Here is a 20,146-nt window from a genome sequence, read left to right on the forward strand (position 1 = left end):
CCGGACCCCGGGGCTGCCCGCCCCCGGCACGCCGTCCTTCACGGCCGTCGGGGGCGGGGGCGCCCTCCCCGGTCCGAGCGCGTGGGCCGCCCCGCCCGGACGGCGGGGCGGCCCACGGCCTAGCGCTCCAGGTAGGCGCGCAGGTGGCGGGCGGTGAGGGTGTCGCCCTCGGCCACCAGCTCGGCGGGACTGCCCTCGAAGACCACGCGGCCGCCGTCGTGCCCGGCGCCCGGCCCCAGGTCGATGAGGTGGTCGGCGTGCGCCATGACCGCCTGGTGGTGCTCGATCACCACCACCGTGTTGCCGTCGTCGACCAGACGGTCCAGCAGGGCGAGGAGCCGGTCCACGTCGGCCAGGTGCAGGCCGGTGGTGGGCTCGTCCATCACGTACACCGCCCCCTCCTTGGCCATGCTGATCGCCAGCTTCAGGCGCTGGCGCTCACCGCCCGACAGGGTGGTCAGCGGCTGGCCCAGGCCCAGGTAGCCCAGGCCGACGTCGTAGAGCCGGTCCAGGATGGTGCGGGCGTTGCCGGTGGTGAAGAACTCCCGGGCCTCCACCACCGACATGGAGAGCACCTCGCTGATGTTCCTGCCGCGCAGTTCGTGGGTGAGCACCTCGGGCCGGAACCGCTTGCCCTCGCACTGCTCGCAGGTGGAGGCGACTCCGGCCATCATCGCCAGGTCGGTGTAGATGACCCCCGCGCCCTTGCACTCGGGGCAGGCCCCCTCGGAGTTCGCGCTGAACAGGGAGGACTTGACCTTGTTGGCGCGGGCGAAGGCGGTGCGGATCGGGTCGAGCAGGCCGGTGTAGGTGGCCGGGTTGGAGCGGCGCGACCCGCGGATCGGTGACTGGTCGACCACCACCACGCCCTCCCTTCCGGGGAGGGCGCCGTGGATGAGCGAGCTCTTGCCCGATCCCGCGACCCCGGTGACCACGGTGAGCACCCCCAGGGGGACGTCCACGCTGACGTTCTTGAGGTTGTGGCTGTCGGCCCCGGTGATGGAGATGGCCCCGGTGGGGCGGCGGACCTCGGCCCGCAGGGTGGCGCGGTGGTCCAGGTGGTCGCCGGTGAGGGTGCCCGAGGCGCGCAGTCCGGCCACGTCCCCGGTGTAGGTGATCCGCCCGCCGGACGGTCCGGCGCCCGGCCCCAGGTCCACCACGTGGTCGGCGATCGCGATCGTCTCGGGCTTGTGCTCGACCACCAGCACGGTGTTGCCCTTGTCGCGCAGGCTCACCAGCAGGTTGTTCATCCGCTCGATGTCGTGCGGGTGCAGGCCCACGGTGGGCTCGTCGAAGACGTAGGTGACGTCGCTGAGGCTGGAGCCCAGGTGGCGGACCATCTTGACGCGCTGGGCCTCGCCGCCGGACAGCGTGCCCGACTCCCGGTCCAGGCTGAGGTAGCCCAGGCCGACCTCGACCAGGGAGTCGAGGGTGTGGCCGAGGTTGTCCAGCAGCGGCTTCACCGAGGGCTCGTCCAGGGAGCCGATGAAATCGGCGAGCTCGTTGATCTGCATGGACGAGCACTCGGTGATGGTGCGTCCGGCGACCTTGACCGAGCGGGCCTCGGCGTTGAGCCGCGTGCCCTCGCACTCGGGGCACGTGGAGTAGGTGACGGCGCGGTCCACGAAGGCACGGATCCCGGGCTGCATGGAGTCGCGGTCCTTGGCCAGGTAGGTGCGCTTGAGCTTGACCACCAGCCCCTCGTAGGAGAAGGAGTTGCCGCCCACCTTGACGCGGGTGGCGGGACCGTGGAGGAAGGTCTCCCACTCCTCGGGGGTGTAGTCGCGCAGCTTGCGGTCCGGGTCGAGGAACCCGGAGTTGGCCATGACCTGCCAGTACCAGGAGTCCACCGCGAACCCGGGGACGGTGATGGCGCCCTCGTTCAGCGACAGGTCCCGGTCGTAGAGCTCCTCCAGGTCGACCTGGTTGGTGCGGCCCAGCCCCTCGCACTCGGGGCACATGCCCTCGGAGTTGTTGAAGCTGAACACGCTCGACGGCTCCAGGCGCGGGGTGCCGACCCGGCTGAAGACGATCCGCAGCATGGCCGCGGCGTCGGTGGCGGTGCCGACGGTGGAGCGGGAGTTGGCGCCCATCCGCTCCTGGTCGACGATGATGGCGGCGCTCAGGTTGCGCAGGGTGTCCACGTCGGGTCTGCCCTGGCTGGGCATGAACGACTGGACGAACGTCGTGTAGGTCTCGTTGATGAGTCTTTGCGACTCGGCGGCGATCGTGCCGAACACGAGGGAGGACTTTCCCGACCCGGACAGGCCGGTGAACACGCTCAGCCTCCGCTTGGGGATGTCCACCGAGACGTTGGCGAGGTTGTTCTCCCTTGCGCCCCTGACCTGGATGGTGTCGTGGCTGTCGGCCATGGAGGTGGGTTCGGAAGACACGCTGCTCCTCAGAAATCCTTATGCGGTAAACTGGCGGCCTGCGAACGTTAGTTTATGGCATAAGGAGATGCAAGTGGTCATCTACGCCGGGCAGGGTGACGCTCGTCGCTCCATGGGCCTGCTGTGGCGCGCCCCCGCGGACCCGTCCGCGCGTGCCGTCCCCGGCCCCAAGCCCGAACTCAGCGTGGACCTGGTCGTGGAGACCGCCATCGGCGTCGCCGACGAAGAGGGCATGGACGCGCTGTCGATGCGCGCGGTGGGACAGCGGCTCGGGCGCACCGCCATGTCGCTGTACACCTACGTGGCCAGCAAGAACGAGCTCATCGAGCTGATGTACGACCACGCGTTCGGGGAGCTCGCCGAAGCAGCCGAAGCCGATGGCGAACCGGACTGGCGCAAGGCTACGACGAACTGGGCGACCCGGCTGTGGGAGTTCTACCTCCGCCACCCCTGGGCGCTGGAGGTGTCCCAGGCCAGGCCGGTGCTGGGCCCCAACGAGTACCGGCTGTTCGAGTCCATGGCCCTCGTGCTGCACCGTGCGGGTCTGGACGCCGCCGGGATCCGCAGCACCTACGGCAACCTCTTCTCCCTCGTGCGCGGCTCCGTGCGGACGGCCGCGGAGGCCCGCCGCGCCGAGGCCGTGACGGGAGCGCCCGAGGACGAGTGGTGGTTCGCCCGGTCCGCGCAGCTGGACGAGCTCGTGCCCGACTTCGCCGAGCGCTTCCCCACCCTCGCCCGCATGTCCGAGGCGGGCGCGTTCTCCAACGAGGACGAGAGCGAGCCCTACCTGGAGCAGGAGGCGTGGGAGACCTTCCAGTTCGGTCTGAACGCCCTGCTCGACGGGGTGCGGGGCAAGCTCAGCGCGCGGACCCGCCCGGAACCGCGCACGTGATGATCTCCTCGGAGGCGTCCGTGAGCGGACCGCGGGCCCAGTCGCCGTACCGGGCCCGTACCTCCAGGCCGGCCCCGGCCAGGAGCGCGTCGAGCGCGCCGGAGTCCGGGAAGCGCAGCGTGCTGCGGCTGTGCCGGACCTCTCCGCCCCACGCGGTACTGGAGTAGGCGGTGGTGAAGGTGACCAGGTCGCCCTCCACACCCTCCAACCGGTGCACGGAGGTCGCCTCGGCCCCGTCCGGACCGGTCACCGTGCGCGTGCGCGAGGGCCGCCACGCCTCCCAGCCCCGCGCCGCGGGGTTGCGCGTCTCGAACACGAACCGGCCGTCCTCCGCCAGGGCCCGCCGCACGGCCGCCAGGGCCGACCGGAGCTCCTCGTCCGTGGTGAGCACCTGGAACGCGTGCCCGGTCATCACGACGAGGTCGAACTCGTTCTCGAAGGACGTCGTCGCCAGGTCTCCGAGGACCCACTCGACGTCCCCGCGGTCGCGTCGGCCGACCTCCAGCATCGCGTCGGCGGGATCGAGCCCCACCAGCCGCCCCGTGTGGCCCCGCCTCCTGGCCTCCCGCTGGAGCAGCCCGGTGCCGCAGCCCACGTCCAGGACCGACCGCGCGGACATGACCAGGTCGATGTAGAAGGCGTCGTCGGGGGCCAGGCCCCAGGGGTGGAAGACGTCGTAGAGTTCGGCCATCGCAGCATCGGAGAAGACGTTGTCGACCATGCGGCCAGTGTGGTGGACCGGCCCCGCGCCCGCACCCGGATTTCCCGGCCCGCGCCCCTCCGCCCGCGGAGGGGCGCGGGCCGGCCGCGGCCGGGGGGCGCCGCGGGCCGGGGCGGGCCCCGGTTCGCTAGCCTCGTCCCCGACGAGCCCGGCGCCGCCCGGCCCCGGGAGAGGAGAACGGGGAGACCCATGCCCGCACCCGACCCGGACCGGTTGCACCCCACGACCCGGCCGGACCTGACCAACGTCGTCTTCCTGAAGGCACAGGTCACCTCCGACCTCATCGAGGTGGGCGAGTACACCTACTACGACGACGAGGGCAGCGGAGTCCCCTTCGAGCAGGCGTGCGTGCTCTACAACTACGGCCCCCAGCGCCTGGTGATCGGCCGGTTCAGCGCCATCGCGCCGGGCGCCACCATCCTCATGCCCGCCGGGAACCACCCCACCGTGGGCCCCTCCACCTACCTGTTCACGATGTTCGGCGGCGAGTGGTCCGAGCGCACCATGGACACCTACCTGTCGATCCCCGCCCCGCCCGACACCAGGATCGGCAACGACGTGTGGATCGGCCGGGGCGCCACGCTCATGCCGGGGGTGGCGATCGGCGACGGCGCCGTCGTGGCCGCGCACAGTGTCGTGACCAAGGACGTCGCCCCCTACGCGCTGGTCGGCGGAAACCCGGCGCGGCACATCCGCAGCCGCTTCGACGAGGACGACGTCGCCCGCCTGCTCGCGGCCCGGTGGTGGGACTGGCCCGTCGAGGCGATCACCGAGCACGCCGCCCTCATCATGGGCGGCAGCCCCGCCGCGGTGGCCGCGGTGGCCGAGGGCGTCCTCGGCGGCTGAACCGGGGGCGGGGTGCGACGGGCCGCGGGGCCTCAGCCGTCCAGGACGTGCCCGGTGGTGGCGTCCACGTGGTCGGGCACCTCCTCGTGGCGGTCGCCGACCGTCAGGGTGCCGGTGGGCTCGAAGAGGAGGATCGACGCGCCCCCGTCCGACTCGGGCCGGTGCTCGGCGCCGCGCGGGACCACGAACACCGATCCCCTCTCCAGGGTGACGACCCGCTCCGGGGCGCCCTCGCGCTCGCGCAGCCGGATGCGCAGGTCCCCGTCCAGGAGGAGGAAGAACTCGTCGGTGCCGTCGTGGGCGTGCCACACGTACTCGCCGCGGACCTTGGCCACGCGCACGTCGTAGTCGTTGACCCGGGTGACGATGCGCGGACTCCACAGCTCGTCGAAGGAGGCCAGCGCGTCCCGCAGGTTGATCGGTCGTTCGCTCATAGGGCCATCCTGGCCATGGCGCCCCGACCGGGGAAGTGCTAGGAATCGCACATGCCGCAAGAATCCTCGCACCGAGTCGCACTGGTCGTCGACGAGGGCTCGAACCCCTTCGAGATGAGCGTGGCCACCGAGCTCTTCGGACTGCGCCGTCCCGAGCTCGACCACCCCTGGTACGACCTCACCGTGTGCTCGGCGGTCCCTGACGTGCGCGTCCACCTGGGGCTGTTCACCATCACCGACCTGGCCGGGCTGGAGGCGGTGGAGGAGGCCGACACGGTCATCGTGCCCAACCGCCCCGACCCGTGGGTGCCGCCCAGGCCGGAGGTGGTCGCGTCCGTGCGCCGGGCGGCCCGGCGGGGAGCCCGGCTGGTCAGCTTCTGCAGCGGTGCGTTCACCCTGGCCGCCGCCGGGGTCCTGGACGGGCGGAGGGCCGCCACGCACTGGAGGTTCGAGGAACTGTTCGCCCGGATGCACCCGGGGGTCCGCCTCGAACGCGACGTGCTGTTCGTGGACGAGGGCGACGTGCTCACCGCGGCGGGCAGCGCCGCCGCCCTGGACCTGGGACTGCACCTGATCCGCCGCGACCACGGCGCGGAGACCGCCAACACGGTCAGCCGACGGCTGGTGTTCGCCGCCCACCGGGAGGGAGGGCAGCGCCAGTTCGTCCGCAGGCCGCTCCCCGAGACCGCCGACACCTCCCTGGCCCCGGTCCTGGCCTGGGCCCGAGAGCACCTGGACGAACCGATCGCCGTCGCCGACCTGGCCTCTCGGGCGTCGGTCAGCCCGGCGACCCTGCACCGCCGGTTCCGGGCCGAACTGGGCACGACCCCGCTGGCCTGGCTGCGCTCCGAGCGCGTGCTGCTGGCCTGCCGCCTGATCGAGGCCGGAGGCATGGGCTTCGAGGCGGTGGCGCGGGCCAGCGGCCTGGGCAGTACCGCCAACCTGCGGGCGAGCGTTCGGGCGCACACCGGGGTCGGCCCGGCCCGGTACCGGGAGCGGTTCGGTCCGCGTCCCCCGGCCCGGGAAGGCGGCCGGTCCCCGGCCCGCGCCTGACCGCGCGGTCCCGGCTCCCGTTCTCACGGGGCGGGCCGGTCGCGCGGCCGCCGGACCGTCGGAGACCACGGCCCTCCTCGCCTGGGAGCGCTTCCAGAGGTCTAGGATCGGCCGCATGGAAACACGTGTACTGGGTCGCACCCGCAAGGACGTCGGCGTCGTCGGTTTCGGCGCCTGGCAGATCGGAGCCTCCTGGGGCGAGGTCAGCGAGGCCGACGCCACCGCCGCCCTGCACACCGCGGCCGAGGAGGGCGTCACCTTCTTCGACACCGCCGACGTCTACGGCGACGGCCGCAGCGAACGGCTCGTGGGACGCCTGCTCAAGGAACTCCCCCACATCACCGTGGCCACCAAGATGGGCCGGCGCCAGGAGCAGCTCGCCGCGAACTACAACCCCGCCAACTTCCGGGCCTGGAACGACGACTCCCGCCGCAACCTGGGCGTGGACACCGTCGACCTCGTCCAGCTGCACTGCCCGCCCTCCGCCGTCATCTCCACCGACGCCGTCTTCGACGACCTGGACGCCATGGTCGAGGAGGGGAGGATGCGCGCCTACGGCGTCTCGGTCGAGACCGTGGACGAAGCCCTGGCCGCCATCGCCCGCCCCCACGTGGCCACCGTCCAGATCATCCTCAACGCCTTCCGTCACAAGCCCCTGGAGCGGTTCCTGCCCGCCGCGCGCGAGGCCGGGGTCGGTGTCATCGCCCGCGTCCCGCTGGCCAGCGGCCTGCTCTCGGGCAGGTTCACCGCCGACACCTCCTTCGCCGACGACGACCACCGCGCCTTCAACCGCGAGGGGCAGGCATTCGACAAGGGGGAGACGTTCTCCGGCGTCCCCTACGCCACCGGGCTGGAGGCCGTGGAGCGTATCCGCCCGCTCGTCCCCGAGGGGATGACGATGGCCCAGTTCGCGCTGCGCTGGATCCTGGACCAGGACGGCGTGAGCGTCGTCATCCCCGGGGCCCGCAACGCCGACCAGGCGCGCGGCAACGCCGCCGCCGCGGACCTGGCTCCCCTCTCCCCCGAGGTCCACGCCCGGATCGGCGAGGTCTACGACGAGCTCGTCCGGCCCCACGTCCACCACCTGTGGTGACCGGCGAGAACCCCGCGGGCTGACGGGAGACCGCCACGGCCCCGCGTCCGACAGGGGGCCGTGGCGGCCGGGGATGCCCCGGCGCTCCCGGCCGCGGAGGGCGGCGGCCGGGAACGGCGCGCCCGGTCAGCCCTCGGGGAGGCGGGCCTTGCGGCCGGCGTCTCCGAAGCGGCGGGCCAGGCGCTCGAACGCGTCCTCGAGCTCGGGCGGTCCGACGACCTCGAAGTCGGCGTCGAACCGCCCGACGGCGGAGGCCAGGCCGACCCATGACCACGAACCGAGCACCAGCCGGCAGCGCTCCGGCCCCAGTTCCTCGACCAGCCCGTCGTAGGCGAAGGGGACGACGGACGCGGCGGGCAGGTCGAGGACGACCTCCCCCCGGCAGGGCCAGTCGGCCGGTCCGCCCGAGCCCCGGAACCTGCCGGTGACGAAGGCGGCCACGTCTCCGCCGGGCACCTCGCGCGGGGTGAAGCGCGGACCGTTGGGGGTGCGCGGCGAGATGCGGTCCACGCGGAGGGTCTGCCAGTCGCCGCGCTCCTCCTCCCACGCCAGGAGGTACCAGCGCCCCCGCCAGGTGACCAGGTGGTGGGGCTGCACCCGGCGCCGGACCACCGCGGTGTCGCCCGGCTCCGAGGCTGACCGGAAGGCGGGGGCGTAGTCGAGGCGCAGTTCCTCGCGGGCGTGGACGGCGGCGCTGAGCGCCATGAGCAGGCTGCCGTCGGCCCGGGCGGGAACGGCGTCGGGCGGCACGACCGCTTCGACCCGGATCGGGCGGATCCGCTGGCGCAGGCGTGCGGGCATGACCTGGCGGATGGTGTTGAGCGCGCGTTCCGCGGCCTCCCCGATCCCGGCGCCGGTCGCGGTGGCCGCCTGGAGCGCCACCGCCAGCGCCACCGCCTGTTCGTCGTCGAACAGCAGCGGGGGCATCTGCGAGCCCGCGTCGAGCCGGTAGCCGCCGTCGCGCCCCTTGAAGGCCGTGATCGGGTAGCCGAGTTCGCGGAGGCGGTCCACGTCGCGGCGGACCGTGCGCGCACTGACGTCGAGCCGCTCGGCCAGCTCGTCACCCGACCAGTCCCGGCGGGTCTGGAGCACGGACAGGAGCGCGAGCAGGCGGGCGGACGTTTTCACCATGGACCCATCCTGCTCGACATAGAGGACACACCCTGTCCTGTGAGCCTGCGAATGTAGGGCCGCAGGCAGCGAAGGGGCGGGCGCAAACGCGGTCATCGCAGGTCACGACCCCTCGGCGGCGGACGTTTTCGTGTCCGCCGCCGAGGGGCGCGGCCGTCCACCGCCCCCGACACCCGGCCGTGCACCGCCGCGGCGGCACACGGTCGACTGCCACCGACACCAGCCGTACAAAGCTCACCCGAGCAGACGAAGACCGGGAGCCACCATGTCCATCACGACCACGACCCACCTGAACTTCCGAGGCGAGGCCCGCGCGGCGCTCGACTTCTACCACTCCGTCTTCGGCGGGGACATCGCCGTCGTCACCTACAAGGACACGGGCAACGTGCAGAACCCGGACGAGGCGGACTGGGTGACGTGGGGCCAGGTGATCGCGGACAACGGCTTCCACGTCATGGCCTACGACGTGCCCTCCCCGATGCCGTGGGACCGGGGCGAGAACGCCGTCTTCGTCTCCGTGCGCGGGGACGGCACCGAGGAGATCACCGCCCTCTGGGAGAAGCTTGCCGTCGGCTCGACCGTCGTGCAGCCGCTGGAGGCCTCCCCGTGGGCGCCGCTCTACGGGATGCTCAAGGACCGCTTCGGCATCGTCTGGGTCCTGGACGTCGCGGCTCCGTACAACGGCTGACCTCCGTGTGCCGGGGCGGCGGGGCGGGCTGAGCGCCCCGCCGCCCCGGCCCCCGTGCCCGCCCGGAGCGGGCACGGGAGCGTCGCCGCCGCAGGCGTGTGCCGTGCGGCTGCCGGAAAGGAAGAGGAACCGGATCACTGTGAGAACGCGCGAGCTGGGGCGCACCGGCATCGAGGTCAGTGCCTACTGCCTGGGCACCATGATGTTCGGCCGGGTGGGCAACCCCGACCACGACGAATGCATCCGTATGACCCACCGGGCACTGGACGCCGGCGTCAACTTCGTCGACACCGCCGACGTGTACGGCTACAGCGAGACCGAGGAGATCGTCGGCAAGGCCCTCAAGGGCCGACGCGACGAGGTCGTGCTGGCCACCAAGGTCAACGGCCGGATGGGTGAGGGCCCCAACCGGCACGGCAGCTCCCGGCGCTGGATCATCGCCGAGGTCGAGCACTCGCTGCGGCGCCTCCGCACCGACTACATCGACCTCTACCAGCTCCACCACCCCGACCCCCGGACCGACATCGAGGAGACGCTCTCGGCGCTGACCGACCTGGTGCGCAGCGGCAAGGTCCGCGTCGTCGGCTCCTCGAACCTGCCGCCCTCGGAGATCGTGGAGGCGCAGTGGGTGGCCGAGCGGCGCGCACTCCAGCGGCTGCGCACCGAGCAGCCCACGTACTCCATCCTCAACCGCGGGATCGAGAGGGAGGTCCTGCCGCTCTGCCGCCGCTACGGCCTGGGCGTGCTGACCTGGGGGCCGCTGTCCTCGGGCCTGCTGACCGGCCGCTACCGCAAGGGCGCCTCCCCCGTGGAGAACGCCAGGATGCACTGGATGCCCGAGCACCTGACCGACGAGCGCAAGCTCGACGCCGTCGAACAGCTCATCGTGGTGGCCGAGGAGGCCGGGATGTCCCTGGCCCACCTGGCGATGGCCTTCGTCGCCGCCCACCCCGACGTCAGCTCCGCCATCATCGGCCCCCGCACCATGGAACAGCTGGAGGACCTGCTGGCTGGCGCCGGCGCCGTACTCGGCGACGGCGTCCTCGACAGGATCGACGACATCGTCCCGCCCGGGACCGACATCGGCCCCCTCGACGTCTCCTACGACCCGCCCGCCGTCATCCGCCCGGAACTGCGCAGGCGCCCGGCCGACCAGCGGTCCGCGGCCTGAGACCTGCCCGCGTCCCCGGCACGGTCCCGGGGGCGGTCGCGCGCTCTTCCGTGCCCGGCCGTCTCCCCGGTCCGCCCGACCGGTCGGCACGGGAGCGGGTCCTCCTGCTCCGGTGGGTTCGCCGCCCGACCGGAGAAGGAGGGCCGCCGCCTCCGTCCTGGGGCCTTTCCCAGGCCCCGGACGGAGGCGGTGCCTAGATCAGGCCCTGGGCGAGCATCGCGCCCGCCACACGCTCGAACCCGGCCACGTTCGCGCCGAGCACGTAGTCGCCCGGGGCGCCGTACCTCTCGGCGGCCTCCTCGCACCGGTCGTGGATCCCCGTCATCACCTCGGCCAGCTCGGCCTCGGCGTGCTCGAACGACCACGACGTGCGCCGCGCGTTCTGCCGCATCTCCAGGACGCTGGTCGCCACGCCGCCGGCGTTGGCGGCCTTGCCCGGCGCGAACAGCACACCGGCCTCGCGCAGCACCTGGACGGCCTCGGGGGTGGTGGGCATGTTCGCGCCCTCGGCCACCGCCAGGACGCCGTTGCGGACCAGGGTGCGCGCCGATGCCGCGTCCAGCTCGTTCTGGGTGGCGGAGGGCAGTGCCACGTCGCAGGGCACGTCCCACACGTTGCCGCCCTCCACGTAGCGGGCGTCGCCGCGCCGCTCGGCGTACTCGGAGATCCGGGCCCGCTCCACCTCCTTGATCTGCTTGAGCAGGTCGAGGTCGATGCCCTTCTCGTCCACGACGTAGCCGCCGGAGTCGGAGCAGGCGACCACGGTGGCGCCCAGCTGCTGGGCCTTCTCCACCGAGTAGATCGCCACGTTGCCCGAACCGGACACCACCACGCGCCGGCCGTCCAGGCTCCTGCCCGAGCGCTCCAGCATCCGCTGGGTGAACAGCACGTTCCCGTACCCCGTGGCCTCGGTACGGACGCGCGAACCACCCCACTCCAGGCCCTTGCCGGTGATGACCCCGGCCTCCCACCGGTTGGCGAGGCGCCGGTACTGGCCGAACAGGTAGCCGATCTCGCGGCCGCCCACCCCGATGTCCCCGGCCGGGACGTCGGTGTGCTCGCCCAGGTGGCGGTGGAGCTCGGTCATGAACGACTGGCAGAACCGCTCGATCTCGTTGTCGGAGCGCCCCTTGGGGTCGAAGTCGCTGCCGCCCTTGCCGCCGCCGATGCTCATGCCGGTGAGGGCGTTCTTGAAGATCTGCTCGAAGCCCAGGAACTTGATCACCCCGAGGTTCACGCTGGGGTGGAAGCGCAGCCCGCCCTTGTAGGGGCCCAACGCGCTGTTGAACTCCACCCGGAAACCACGGTTGACGTGCACGTTGCCCTGGTCGTCGCGCCACGGCACCCGGAAGATGACCTGGCGTTCGGGTTCGCAGAGGCGCTCCAGGATGCGCTGGTCGGCGTATTCGGAGTGGCGGGAGAGGGCGGGCGAGAGGCTGTCGAGCACCTCCAGGACGGCCTGCTGGAACTCGGGCTCGTCGGGGTTGCGCCGCACCACGTGCTCGTACGCGCTTCGGACCCCCGGGTGGTGCCCGCTGCGGGCACCATCGGAAAACGGCATGCGAGTGCGTTCCCTTCTCACTGCTGGAACGGGCACCCCGCACGCCGTTGTGCCGGGAACCTCGATCGTCGGAGGAATCGGTTCGAGGAGACGGGGCCATGGGCTCATACAGGCCCTGTCCACCCGTGGTGTTGCCAGTGTATTGCCTTGACGTAAACATACTTTTGGGGGCATCGGTGCTTCCCGACCTCTGCGTTCGGCCGAGGAGGCGCGGGCGGAGGCACGCCCGGGAGCGCCTCCGGGAAAACCCGTTGTCCGCCCCGGTGACTTCCGGGAGGATGCCCCCCATGCGCATGGGAGTGGTGGGACTGGGGATGGGGCTGCACCTGGCGGTGTGGGCCGCCAGAGCGGGCATCGACGTGGTCGCGGTCTGCGACCGCGAGGCCGAACCGCGGCGGCGGGCGCGCGAGCTGCTGCCCGGCGCGGTCGCCGTCGACCGCTGGCAGGACCTGCTGGACCCCGGCCACCGCCTGGACGGGGTGGTGCTCGCCAACGACTTCGACGCCCACGCCCCGCTGGCGACCGCCTTCCTCGAACACGGCGTCCACGTGCTCTCCGAGTCCGCCGCCTGCGCGAGTGCCGAGGAGGGCCGGGCCCTGGTCGAGGCCGCCGACCGCTCCCGAGCCACCTACTCCTTCGCCGAGAACTACGTGCTCCACCCGCACGTGCGGCTCCTGCGCGAGGCGGTGGAGGCGGGAGAGGTCGGCCGGATCAGCCTGGTGGAGGCCGACTACCTGCACGGGATGTCGCCCGAGGCACGGACGGCGCTGATCGGCGACCCCGCGCACTGGCGCGGCCGGATCCCCCCGACCGCGTACTGCACCCACTCGCTGTCCCCGATCCTGGCGATCACCGGGGCGCGTCCCGTCGAGGTCACCGCCTTCGGCGTGGACGAGTCCTCTCCGCGCGAGGCCTCCACCATGGTGGTGCGCCTGTCCACGGGGGCGCTGGCCATCACCCGCAACGGGTTCCTCCAGGGCGAGTCCGACAGCCACTGGAGCTGGGTGTCGGTGCGCGGAACCCGGGGCCTGGCCGAGTCGGTGCGCGCCGGGGGCGACCGGGCCTGGTCGGTGCGGGTCCGCCAGGAGGGCTGGACTCAGGAGGACGGCGTGACGCGCGAGGAGGAGCGCGTCCCGCCTCCGGTGACCCTGGACGGCGAGCCCCTGGAGCGCGGGACCGAGGGAACGGTCCTGCTGCTGCGGGGCTTTCGCGACACGGTCCTGCACGGCGCACCGCCCCTGGTGCCGGTGCGCGACGCCGTGGCGGCCTCCCTGGTGGGTGTGGCCGGTGCGGAGTCGCTGGCCCAGGGGTCCCGCCCGGTCCCCGTGCCGCAGGTCTGAGCCGCGCCCGCGAGCGCCGGGGGCGGCGCCGCGCGACACGTGAGCCCCGTCCCCGGGGACGCCGTGCCTTCCGGCGCACCGGACGGTCCCGCCCGGACGGCCCGCGGGCCCGCCGCGCCGTCGCCCTCCCCGTCGCCCTCACCCGGCGGCCCGTCCGCGGAGGAGGTCCAGTCGGCGGCGCACGGAGTCGGCCGCGGCACGGGCCGCGGGCGTGGGCGCGCGGCCGTTGCGCACGGGTGGGAGCGCCGGTTCGCGGCGGTCCCCGGCGAGGGAGGCGCGCATGAGCGCGAGGACCGCGGGATCCGTCTCCCCGGCCTCCCCGGCGCCGCCGGTGCCAGGACCGTCCAGCGGGGCCCCGGCCGGGTCCTCCGCGGCCCGCACGGGCCCCTCGGGCCGGGCGGGCCGGGCGGGACTCCCGGGCGGATCACCGCCCGTGCGGGCCGTCCCCGCACCGGGGTCCCGGCGCGGGTGGATGATCTCGCCGGGCACGCTCCGGCAGGCCCCGCCGCACACACGGCAGCTCCCGCCCGGGACGTTGCGCACGCCCGGGTGGTCGGGGCAGGTGCGCGGCGCCGCGCCGTCGGGGCCGACGGCGAACCCGGGCGGCTCGGCGAACGCGTCCCCGGGGTCCGGACGCCGGGGATCGGGTACCCCCTGCGCGAGCCGGGCCGTGCGCGGCGCGGGAGCCCACGGCGGGGCCGGGGCGCCTCCGCCGCCGCGCCGCACGCCCGCGCCGAGGCGGCCGTTCAGGAACCCGCGCGCGTCCTCCACGCCGCCCAGGCGGCGCATGAGCGCCGGGAACGGGCTGCGCAGGGTCTCCGCGCCCTCCAGCAGCGCGCCCAGCTCGGCCGTGCGCATCCCCTGTCCGGCGAGCCGGTCGAGGGCACCGGCCAGGGCCTCGCGGTCCGGGCCGGGGCGGCGCAGCACCGAGTCCGGTATCCGGGCGAGGAGGCTCCGGGCGAGCCCTCGCGGCCCCGGGGCGGTCACCCTTTCCGGTGCGGGGTCCGGTATCCGCTCCTGAGGACCGCCTCGCGTCGGCGCGCCGGGAGTCCCCGGGTCCGGTGCGGGTCCGGGGACCCGTTCCGGGCCGACCACGGGCGCTTGCACCGGCACCGGCAGGGGACGGACCCCTCGCGCGTACGCCCGGGCGGCCACCCGCCCTGTGGTGGCGCTCCCGCGGACGGAGCGCCGGATCGGGGAGGGGTCTGCAGGGGAAAGGTCTACAGGTCGTTCTGACCTGTCGGCCGGATCAGGATGAACGGTCGTTCGCACCGGAGGACAGGGGCGGGAGGCCGGGGACAACGGCTCCTCCCCCAGCACCCGGCGCACGCGGTTGACCTCCTCCAGCGCCTGGGCGGTGTACGCCTGCGCGGGGATCAGCAGCTCCAGCACCGGCGGGAGCCGGTCGGGCCACCGGCGCCCGGCGGCGATGTCGGCGCGGAAGAACAGGCGCGCCTGCGACGGGCCGAGCCTGCGCACCAGGCCCGCGCCGACGAGGTCGTGGAGCGCCCGTTTGACGGTGGAGGCGCTCATCGTCCCGCCGGAGCGCTCCGCGATCGTGTCGAGGTACAGGTAGCACCAGCGCCCGTCCGCGTCGGCGGCGTCGGCGATGATCGCCGCGACGGTGTGCGCGCGGGTGCTGGGCAGCAGGCCCGCCCTGAGGGCGTCGGTGATCCAGAGCGAGGGCATGAAGCCGATACCGCGCATGGCGCCCGGGGTGCGCCGGCGCGGACCGACGGGCCCCGGCGGGGGCTGCGACGCCTGCGTCGCCGTGTCCGAAGGAGACGACATGCGGGATATGGCCGTGACATCGGGGCCGAGTTGGATACACTCCACCACTAGCCGCCTTCCTGATGAGACCAGGTTGGGGGTCAGAGCCCGGCAGGTGCTACCAACACCGATGTCGGGCTCGACTGCTTTCGGGACCCAGAGTAGTGGAGCGAACACGGGTTCGGGTGCGGCTGTGGAAAACCCTCCCGGCCTTCCTTCGCACGTCCCGGAGCTCTCCGCCCGGGACCGGGTCAGCGGCCCGGTCGGCGCAACCGCGCGCGGAGTCTCCCCAGGCGGTCGGCGTTGCGGCCCTTCCAGCCCTCGGCCCGGGCACGGCGCTCCAGGCTGCACTCGACGTGCACGCCCAGCGGCCCGTCCGGCCACTTGCGCCACACCCCGGGCCTCCTGCGTTCGGCCCGCTCCTGCGCCGCCGCGCCCGAGTCTGCGTCCGCGCCCCCGCGTCCGGCGGCCAGCGCGGTCGCCGCGACCCGCCGGTCGGCCCTCCTGGCGATGCGCTTGGACAGGGGGATGTTGCGGCGCGAACTCTTGTCGTTCTCGCCGTAGTTGTTGCGGCGGTCCCTGGCGTAGCTCAGGGCCTTCTTCTCCCGCGGTGACCTTCGACGCGGCACGAGCCCTCCCCCTCCACCGACCCCGACTGTAGGTTCGACGCATCCCCGCCGCCACAGGTTTTCCGTGCACCCCGAGGAGAGCGATGCCCGCTGCTGCCGGCCCCGACGACGACGCCCGCGAAGACGCGCACCGGCTCGACGGCGGGATGATGAACACGGTCTTCCGGGACGGCGGCCGCGTCGTGCGCACCGCCACCCCCGCGTCCCCCGCCCTCCACACCCACCTGCGGGCCCTGGCCGACACCGGCTACCGGGGCGCCCCGCTCCCCCTCCGGCTGCGCGGGGACGGCCGCGAGGAGCTGACCTTCGTGGAGGGCGACGTGGCCCTGCCGCCCTTCCCCGACTGGGTGCGCACCGAGCCGGCCCTGCGCTCGGCCGCGGCGCTGCTGCGCCGCTACCACGAGGCCGCGTCCCGTGTCGGCGTGGACGCCACCGCGCCGTGGGCCTCGGGGGCGGCCGGACTGGCCGATCCCGAGGGCGGGCCGATCCTGTGCCACAACGACCCCTGCGCGGAGAACCTCGTCTTCCGCGACGGACGCGCCGAGGCCCTGATCGACTTCGACCTCGCCGCGCCCGGAAGACCGGTGTGGGACGTGGCCGCCCTGGCCTACTACCTGGTCCCCGCCCTCGACCCGGTCTCCGCCGCCGGGACCTGGAGCGAGGGCGCGGACGTGCCCCGCCGGCTCCGATCGGCCGCCGACGCCTACGGCCTCGCCCGCGGGGACCGCGCCGCCCTCCCCGGCGTGATCGAGCAGTACGCGGCCGTGGCCCGGACGTTCGTGGCGGCACGCGCGGACGGCGGCGAGGAGGCGTTCGTCCGCGCCCTGGAGCGGTCCGGGGGCTGGGACCGCTGGGACCGCCGCCAGACCTGGCTCGCCGAGCAGCGCCCGGTGTTCACCCGGGCCCTCCTCGACTGACGCGGGCGCGGCCCGCGCCGGGTCCTCCACCGATCCGAGGGGAGACGGTCGGCTCCACGACGACATTCGTACAAGACCGGTGCCTGCCGGCCCGTGCACCATCGGGCGCATGACCGAGTACGACGCCGAGCCCGCGCACGGAATGCATGTGGTCCACGACGGCCCCCGGCAGGGGGCGCCGCTGCTGCTCATCCACGGATCGGGAGCCTCGGGCGGCTCCTGGAGCAGGATGGTCCCGGCCCTCGCCGAACACCACCACGTCCTCCGGATCGACCTCCCGGGCTGCGGCCAATCACCGCCTGCGGCGTCCTATGACGTGTCCGTGCAGGCAGGCCGGGTGGCGGAGCTCCTCGACGGCCTCGGCCTCCGTTCCGTCACCGTGGCCGGACACTCCAGCGGCGGCTATGTCGCCACCGCGCTCGCCGAACGGCGTCCCGACCTGGTCGGCTCGATCGCCCTGATCAGCTGCGGTCCGAGCGTCGACGCGCTCCTTCCGCAGCCGCTCCTCCTCCGGGCCCTGCTGGGCCCGCCTCTCGGTCCGCTCCTGTGGTCGAGGCGCTCGGACGCGATGATCCGCAAGGGGATCAGGGCGACCGCTGTCCGTCCGGTGGATGTCCCGGACGACATGGTCGCCGAGGCGCGGGGGACCGCGTACCGCACGTTCAGGACGGTGCTGCGCCGGAACACGGAGTACATCGCCGAGCGGAGCGTGCCCGAGCGCCTGGCTGCCCTCGGCGTTCCAGTGCTGGTGGTCTTCGGCGCCGCCGATCCCCGTTGGGAGCCGTTGTCGGCGCACCGGTACGACGCGGTGCCGAACGCAAGGGTCGAGCGGTTGTCCGGCGTCGGACACATGCCCGTGCTCGAAGCGCCCGAGGCGACCGGCGAGCTGCTCCTCGAGTTCACCGCGGCAGAGCGCCGGCACGCCGTCCCCGACGAGGCCTAGGATCTTCCCATGCCGCAGACAGGGGCGCCACCCGGCTGGGGGCTCGCGGACATCGCCGTCCCGCTCCCGTCGGATCGGCTGCCGGGCAGCAGCATGGCCGGGTTCCGCTACCGTGCCTCCGTGTTCACGGACGTCGCCATGGTCGCGCACCCCTCCGTCAGCCTGTTCATCGACCTGAGCGAGGGGGAGGGCCCCGTCTACCGCACCCGTGGACGATCCAGGCGCGGCAGTGTCGTGGTCGGACTCGTCCCCGGCGACCTCCGGACCGGTGGCTTGAGGGGCGAGTGCCTCCAGATCCGGCTGGATCCGGCCGCAGCGGGTGCGGTGCTCGGCACGGCGACCGGGCTCACCGGGTCCGTGGTGTCCCTCGCGGACGTCTGGGGCCGCGACGCCGGACGGGCAGAGGACAGGCTGCGCGCCGCCGCGTCGTGGGACGAACGGTTCACGATCGCGGGGGAGATCCTCGGCCGGCGGCTGCACGCCCGCCCAGCGGTCGACCCGGAGGTCGCCTTCGCCTGGCGGCAGGTGCGCTCCAGCCGGGGGCGGGCGCGGGTCGACGGCCTCGCGGACGAGGTCGGCTGGAGCCGCAAGCGCCTGTCGGCCCGCTTCCGGGCCCAGCTCGGCATCACGCCCAAACGCGCCGCCCGACTGGTGCGGTTCGACCACGCCGCCCGCCTTCTCGCCGCGGGCCACTCCGCCGCCGGTGTCGCCGCCGAGAGCGGCTACGTCGACCAGTCCCACCTGCACCGCGAGGTCAAGTCCTTCACCGGGTGCACTCCCACGGCCGTGGCCGTCGCTCCGTGGCTCGCGATCGACGACGCCGCGTGGCCCGGTGCGTCACCGGGTCGGAGCCCTGTCACAGGTGGGCGGACACGCCCCTGAGCGGACGCGTCAGGGAACCAGGACGATCTTGCCGGAGGACTTCCGCTCCCACTCCCGGTGGGCCTGCGCGGCCTCCTCCAGCCCCATCGCGCGGGACGCGGGCGGGGTGATCCGCCCCTCGGCCGCGGCCCCCAGCAGCGTTTCCAGGGTCTGCGCGGTCTGGTCCTCCGGCTTGGAGAGGAAGAGGACGCCCAGGTCGAAGGCGGCCGGGTCGGCGAGGGTGACGATCCGGTCCGTACCGCCGCGCAGGGCGATCGCGTCGGGGAGCGCTCCGTGCCCGGCCGCGTCCAGGACGGCGTCCACGCCCCGGGGTGCCAGCGCCCGCACGCGCTGGGCGAGCCCCTCCCCGTAGGGGATGGCGAGCGCTCCGAGCGCGCGCACCCGGTCCAGGTTCGCGCCGCCTGCCGTCCCGATCACCGTGATCCCGACCTCGACCATGAGCTGGACGGCGATCCCTCCGACACTGCCCGAGGCGCCGTTGACCAGCAGCGTCTCCCCGCGCCGGGGGTCCAGGACGCGCAGCGCGCGGACCGCGGCCTCCCCCGCCACCGGGAGAGCCGCCGCCTCCTGCCAGGTCAGCGCCTCCGGCTTGGCCGCGAAGGTGGACAGCACGGCGTACTCGGCGTATCCGCCGCCGCCTGCGGTCCATCCGGCGACGGCGTCGCCGACGGCCGTGCCCGTGACGCCCTCACCGACCGCGTCCACCACCCCGGCGGCCTCCAGGCCCGGCACGCGCGGTGCGGGCAGCGGCCTGCCCTGCGCCATCAGCCCCGAACGCGCCTTGACGTCGAACGGGTTGACGCCCGCGGCGCGGACGGCCACCCTCACCTGACCGGGGCCGGGTTCGGGGACCTCGGACTCCACGACGGTCAGGACGGACGGGTCGCCGTAGTCGGAGAAGCTCACAGCACGCATGGTTCTTCCTTCGGATCTGGGTGTCCGGCCCCGGGGGCGGCGGGAGCACGACTCGGCCCGGAGGCTCACCAGGCCGTCTCGCACCCTACGCACCGGGCCCGCGCCCTCCGTGCCGCGCCACGCCCGAAGACCCCGATCGGCGCCGACCGGTCGAAGGGACGGGGGCCGTCACCGCACGGCCCGTGCCCCCGGGCGGTCCCTCAGGCGCCGCGCCGGGCGATGACCACCAGGTAGCGGCAGGGGGACCGGCCCGGATTGTGGAACTCGCACGGCTCGGGCGGACCCAGCTGGAGGCAGTCCCCCGCCTCCAGGAGGTGCCCGACGGAGCCCTCGCGGAAGGCGAGCGTGCCGTCCAGGACCCAGATCTGGTGGTGCGTGAAGACATAGGCCTCCACGGGGAAGGCGACCCTCGCGCCCGCCGGGAGCTCCACCTCGACCAGCTCGATCGGGCCGCCGGAGGTCGGGGAGACCGCCCGGCGCACGTAGCCGGTGTCGGGGTCGGTCCAGGTGGGCTGCTCGTGGGAGCGGGCCAGGCGCCTGTCGCCCTGTTCGGCACGGGAGATCAGCTCGGAGAGGGTGATGCCGAGCGCCGCGGACAGGCGCCCGAGGAGGGAGGCCGTGGGCTGGACGTCGCCGTTCTCGATACGGCTGACCATGGTGCGTGAGACGCCGGAGAGTTCGGACAGCGCCGAGGCGCTCAAACCGCGGGAGCCTCGGAGTTCCTTGAGGGTCAGGGCGAGGGCAGAACCCAGTTCGTCGCTCATGTG

General features: G+C 73.8%; 19 protein-coding genes. 10 read left to right on the forward strand and 9 right to left on the reverse strand.

Going from position 1 to position 20,146, the window contains the following annotated elements:
• Positions 1-119: 119 nt before the first annotated feature.
• The gene (locus OUQ99_RS15185) at positions 120-2,393 is read right to left on the reverse strand and encodes an excinuclease ABC subunit UvrA (RefSeq protein ID WP_267950106.1); all 2,274 of its coding nucleotides are present in this window, start codon (positions 2,391-2,393) and stop codon (positions 120-122) included.
• 73 nt (positions 2,394-2,466) lie between these two features.
• Here OUQ99_RS15185 and OUQ99_RS15190 point away from each other — a divergent pair, with 73 nt between their 5' ends.
• Positions 2,467-3,285 (forward strand): TetR/AcrR family transcriptional regulator, encoded by an 819-nt coding sequence (locus tag OUQ99_RS15190; RefSeq protein ID WP_267950107.1) that lies wholly within the window; start codon positions 2,467-2,469, stop codon positions 3,283-3,285.
• On the opposite strand, the gene OUQ99_RS15195 is transcribed toward OUQ99_RS15190, so the two are convergent.
• A complete protein-coding gene (locus OUQ99_RS15195; RefSeq protein ID WP_267950108.1) occupies positions 3,251-4,006 on the reverse strand; it encodes a class I SAM-dependent methyltransferase in 756 nt (251 codons plus the stop codon). The two genes, OUQ99_RS15190 and OUQ99_RS15195, sit on opposite strands and share 35 nt — an antisense overlap.
• 189 nt (positions 4,007-4,195) lie before the next feature.
• Here OUQ99_RS15195 and OUQ99_RS15200 point away from each other — a divergent pair, with 189 nt between their 5' ends.
• Complete coding sequence (locus OUQ99_RS15200) at positions 4,196-4,852, forward strand: CatB-related O-acetyltransferase (RefSeq protein ID WP_267950109.1); 657 nt, start codon at positions 4,196-4,198, stop codon at positions 4,850-4,852.
• A gap of 32 nt (positions 4,853-4,884) precedes the next feature.
• Here OUQ99_RS15200 and OUQ99_RS15205 read toward each other — a convergent pair whose 3' ends face one another.
• Positions 4,885-5,286, reverse strand: a complete 402-nt coding sequence (locus OUQ99_RS15205) for a cupin domain-containing protein (RefSeq protein ID WP_267950110.1) — start codon at positions 5,284-5,286, stop codon at positions 4,885-4,887.
• A 51-nt stretch (positions 5,287-5,337) separates the two neighbouring features.
• Here OUQ99_RS15205 and OUQ99_RS15210 point away from each other — a divergent pair, with 51 nt between their 5' ends.
• Positions 5,338-6,339, forward strand: a complete 1,002-nt coding sequence (locus OUQ99_RS15210) for a GlxA family transcriptional regulator (RefSeq protein WP_267950111.1) — start codon at positions 5,338-5,340, stop codon at positions 6,337-6,339.
• 115 nt (positions 6,340-6,454) lie between these two features.
• Positions 6,455-7,432 (forward strand): aldo/keto reductase, encoded by a 978-nt coding sequence (locus OUQ99_RS15215; RefSeq protein ID WP_267950112.1) that lies wholly within the window; start codon positions 6,455-6,457, stop codon positions 7,430-7,432.
• A 126-nt stretch (positions 7,433-7,558) separates the two neighbouring features.
• Here the strand turns inward: OUQ99_RS15215 and OUQ99_RS15220 are convergent, their stop codons facing one another.
• On the reverse strand, positions 7,559-8,563 hold the full coding sequence (locus OUQ99_RS15220; RefSeq protein ID WP_267950113.1) for a helix-turn-helix transcriptional regulator: 1,005 nt from the start codon (positions 8,561-8,563) through the stop codon (positions 7,559-7,561).
• Positions 8,564-8,828: 265 nt separating this feature from the next.
• Between OUQ99_RS15220 and OUQ99_RS15225 the strand changes: the two genes are divergently transcribed.
• Together OUQ99_RS15225 and OUQ99_RS15230 are read left to right on the forward strand one after the other, a co-directional pair.
• Positions 8,829-9,251, forward strand: a complete 423-nt coding sequence (locus tag OUQ99_RS15225) for a VOC family protein (protein WP_267950114.1) — start codon at positions 8,829-8,831, stop codon at positions 9,249-9,251.
• Positions 9,252-9,390: 139 nt separating this feature from the next.
• Complete coding sequence (locus OUQ99_RS15230; RefSeq protein ID WP_267950115.1) at positions 9,391-10,422, forward strand: aldo/keto reductase; 1,032 nt, start codon at positions 9,391-9,393, stop codon at positions 10,420-10,422.
• Positions 10,423-10,615: 193 nt separating this feature from the next.
• Here the strand turns inward: OUQ99_RS15230 and gdhA are convergent, their stop codons facing one another.
• The gene (gene gdhA / locus OUQ99_RS15235) at positions 10,616-11,983 is read right to left on the reverse strand and encodes an NADP-specific glutamate dehydrogenase (protein WP_267950116.1); all 1,368 of its coding nucleotides are present in this window, start codon (positions 11,981-11,983) and stop codon (positions 10,616-10,618) included.
• A 287-nt stretch (positions 11,984-12,270) separates the two neighbouring features.
• Between gdhA and OUQ99_RS15240 the strand changes: the two genes are divergently transcribed.
• On the forward strand, positions 12,271-13,323 hold the full coding sequence (locus OUQ99_RS15240) for a Gfo/Idh/MocA family protein (protein ID WP_267950117.1): 1,053 nt from the start codon (positions 12,271-12,273) through the stop codon (positions 13,321-13,323).
• 138 nt (positions 13,324-13,461) lie between these two features.
• Here the strand turns inward: OUQ99_RS15240 and OUQ99_RS15245 are convergent, their stop codons facing one another.
• On the reverse strand, positions 13,462-15,030 hold the full coding sequence (locus OUQ99_RS15245; protein ID WP_267950118.1) for a hypothetical protein: 1,569 nt from the start codon (positions 15,028-15,030) through the stop codon (positions 13,462-13,464).
• 314 nt (positions 15,031-15,344) lie between these two features.
• Positions 15,345-15,722: a hypothetical protein gene (locus tag OUQ99_RS15250; RefSeq protein ID WP_267950119.1), complete on the reverse strand. Its 378-nt coding sequence runs from the start codon at positions 15,720-15,722 to the stop codon at positions 15,345-15,347.
• Between the two features lie 83 nt (positions 15,723-15,805).
• On the opposite strand from OUQ99_RS15250, the gene OUQ99_RS15255 reads away from it, so the two are divergent.
• From OUQ99_RS15255 to OUQ99_RS15265, 3 genes are all read left to right on the forward strand, one after another.
• Positions 15,806-16,639, forward strand: a complete 834-nt coding sequence (locus OUQ99_RS15255) for a phosphotransferase (protein ID WP_267950120.1) — start codon at positions 15,806-15,808, stop codon at positions 16,637-16,639.
• Positions 16,640-16,748: 109 nt separating this feature from the next.
• Positions 16,749-17,582 carry an alpha/beta fold hydrolase gene (locus OUQ99_RS15260; protein WP_267950121.1) on the forward strand — a complete coding sequence of 278 codons (834 nt, stop codon included), beginning with the start codon at positions 16,749-16,751 and terminating at the stop codon, positions 17,580-17,582.
• A gap of 9 nt (positions 17,583-17,591) precedes the next feature.
• The gene (locus OUQ99_RS15265; RefSeq protein WP_267950122.1) at positions 17,592-18,464 is read left to right on the forward strand and encodes a helix-turn-helix domain-containing protein; all 873 of its coding nucleotides are present in this window, start codon (positions 17,592-17,594) and stop codon (positions 18,462-18,464) included.
• Positions 18,465-18,473: 9 nt separating this feature from the next.
• Here the strand turns inward: OUQ99_RS15265 and OUQ99_RS15270 are convergent, their stop codons facing one another.
• Together OUQ99_RS15270 and OUQ99_RS15275 are read right to left on the reverse strand one after the other, a co-directional pair.
• Positions 18,474-19,379, reverse strand: a complete 906-nt coding sequence (locus OUQ99_RS15270; RefSeq protein ID WP_267950123.1) for an NADP-dependent oxidoreductase — start codon at positions 19,377-19,379, stop codon at positions 18,474-18,476.
• A 200-nt stretch (positions 19,380-19,579) separates the two neighbouring features.
• The gene (locus OUQ99_RS15275; protein ID WP_267950124.1) at positions 19,580-20,143 is read right to left on the reverse strand and encodes a helix-turn-helix domain-containing protein; all 564 of its coding nucleotides are present in this window, start codon (positions 20,141-20,143) and stop codon (positions 19,580-19,582) included.
• Positions 20,144-20,146: the final 3 nt, after the last annotated feature.

The sequence above is a fragment of the Streptomonospora nanhaiensis genome (assembly GCF_026642255.1).
GTDB classification, from domain to species: domain Bacteria; phylum Actinomycetota; class Actinomycetes; order Streptosporangiales; family Streptosporangiaceae; genus Nocardiopsis; species Nocardiopsis tropica.

Coding starts and splice junctions, on each gene's coding strand:
- OUQ99_RS15240 (WP_267950117.1), top strand. CDS start 12,271: ATGCGCATGGGAGTGGTGGGACTGGGGATGGGGCTGCACCTGGCGGTG.
- OUQ99_RS15265 (WP_267950122.1), top strand. CDS start 17,592: ATGCCGCAGACAGGGGCGCCACCCGGCTGGGGGCTCGCGGACATCGCC.
- OUQ99_RS15220 (WP_267950113.1), bottom strand. CDS start 8,563: ATGGTGAAAACGTCCGCCCGCCTGCTCGCGCTCCTGTCCGTGCTCCAG.
- OUQ99_RS15200 (WP_267950109.1), top strand. CDS start 4,196: ATGCCCGCACCCGACCCGGACCGGTTGCACCCCACGACCCGGCCGGAC.
- OUQ99_RS15225 (WP_267950114.1), top strand. CDS start 8,829: ATGTCCATCACGACCACGACCCACCTGAACTTCCGAGGCGAGGCCCGC.
- OUQ99_RS15275 (WP_267950124.1), bottom strand. CDS start 20,143: ATGAGCGACGAACTGGGTTCTGCCCTCGCCCTGACCCTCAAGGAACTC.
- OUQ99_RS15245 (WP_267950118.1), bottom strand. CDS start 15,030: ATGCGCGGTATCGGCTTCATGCCCTCGCTCTGGATCACCGACGCCCTC.
- OUQ99_RS15210 (WP_267950111.1), top strand. CDS start 5,338: ATGCCGCAAGAATCCTCGCACCGAGTCGCACTGGTCGTCGACGAGGGC.
- OUQ99_RS15260 (WP_267950121.1), top strand. CDS start 16,749: ATGACCGAGTACGACGCCGAGCCCGCGCACGGAATGCATGTGGTCCAC.
- gdhA (WP_267950116.1), bottom strand. CDS start 11,983: ATGCCGTTTTCCGATGGTGCCCGCAGCGGGCACCACCCGGGGGTCCGA.
- OUQ99_RS15215 (WP_267950112.1), top strand. CDS start 6,455: ATGGAAACACGTGTACTGGGTCGCACCCGCAAGGACGTCGGCGTCGTC.
- OUQ99_RS15255 (WP_267950120.1), top strand. CDS start 15,806: ATGCCCGCTGCTGCCGGCCCCGACGACGACGCCCGCGAAGACGCGCAC.
- OUQ99_RS15205 (WP_267950110.1), bottom strand. CDS start 5,286: ATGAGCGAACGACCGATCAACCTGCGGGACGCGCTGGCCTCCTTCGAC.
- OUQ99_RS15195 (WP_267950108.1), bottom strand. CDS start 4,006: ATGGTCGACAACGTCTTCTCCGATGCTGCGATGGCCGAACTCTACGAC.
- OUQ99_RS15270 (WP_267950123.1), bottom strand. CDS start 19,379: ATGCGTGCTGTGAGCTTCTCCGACTACGGCGACCCGTCCGTCCTGACC.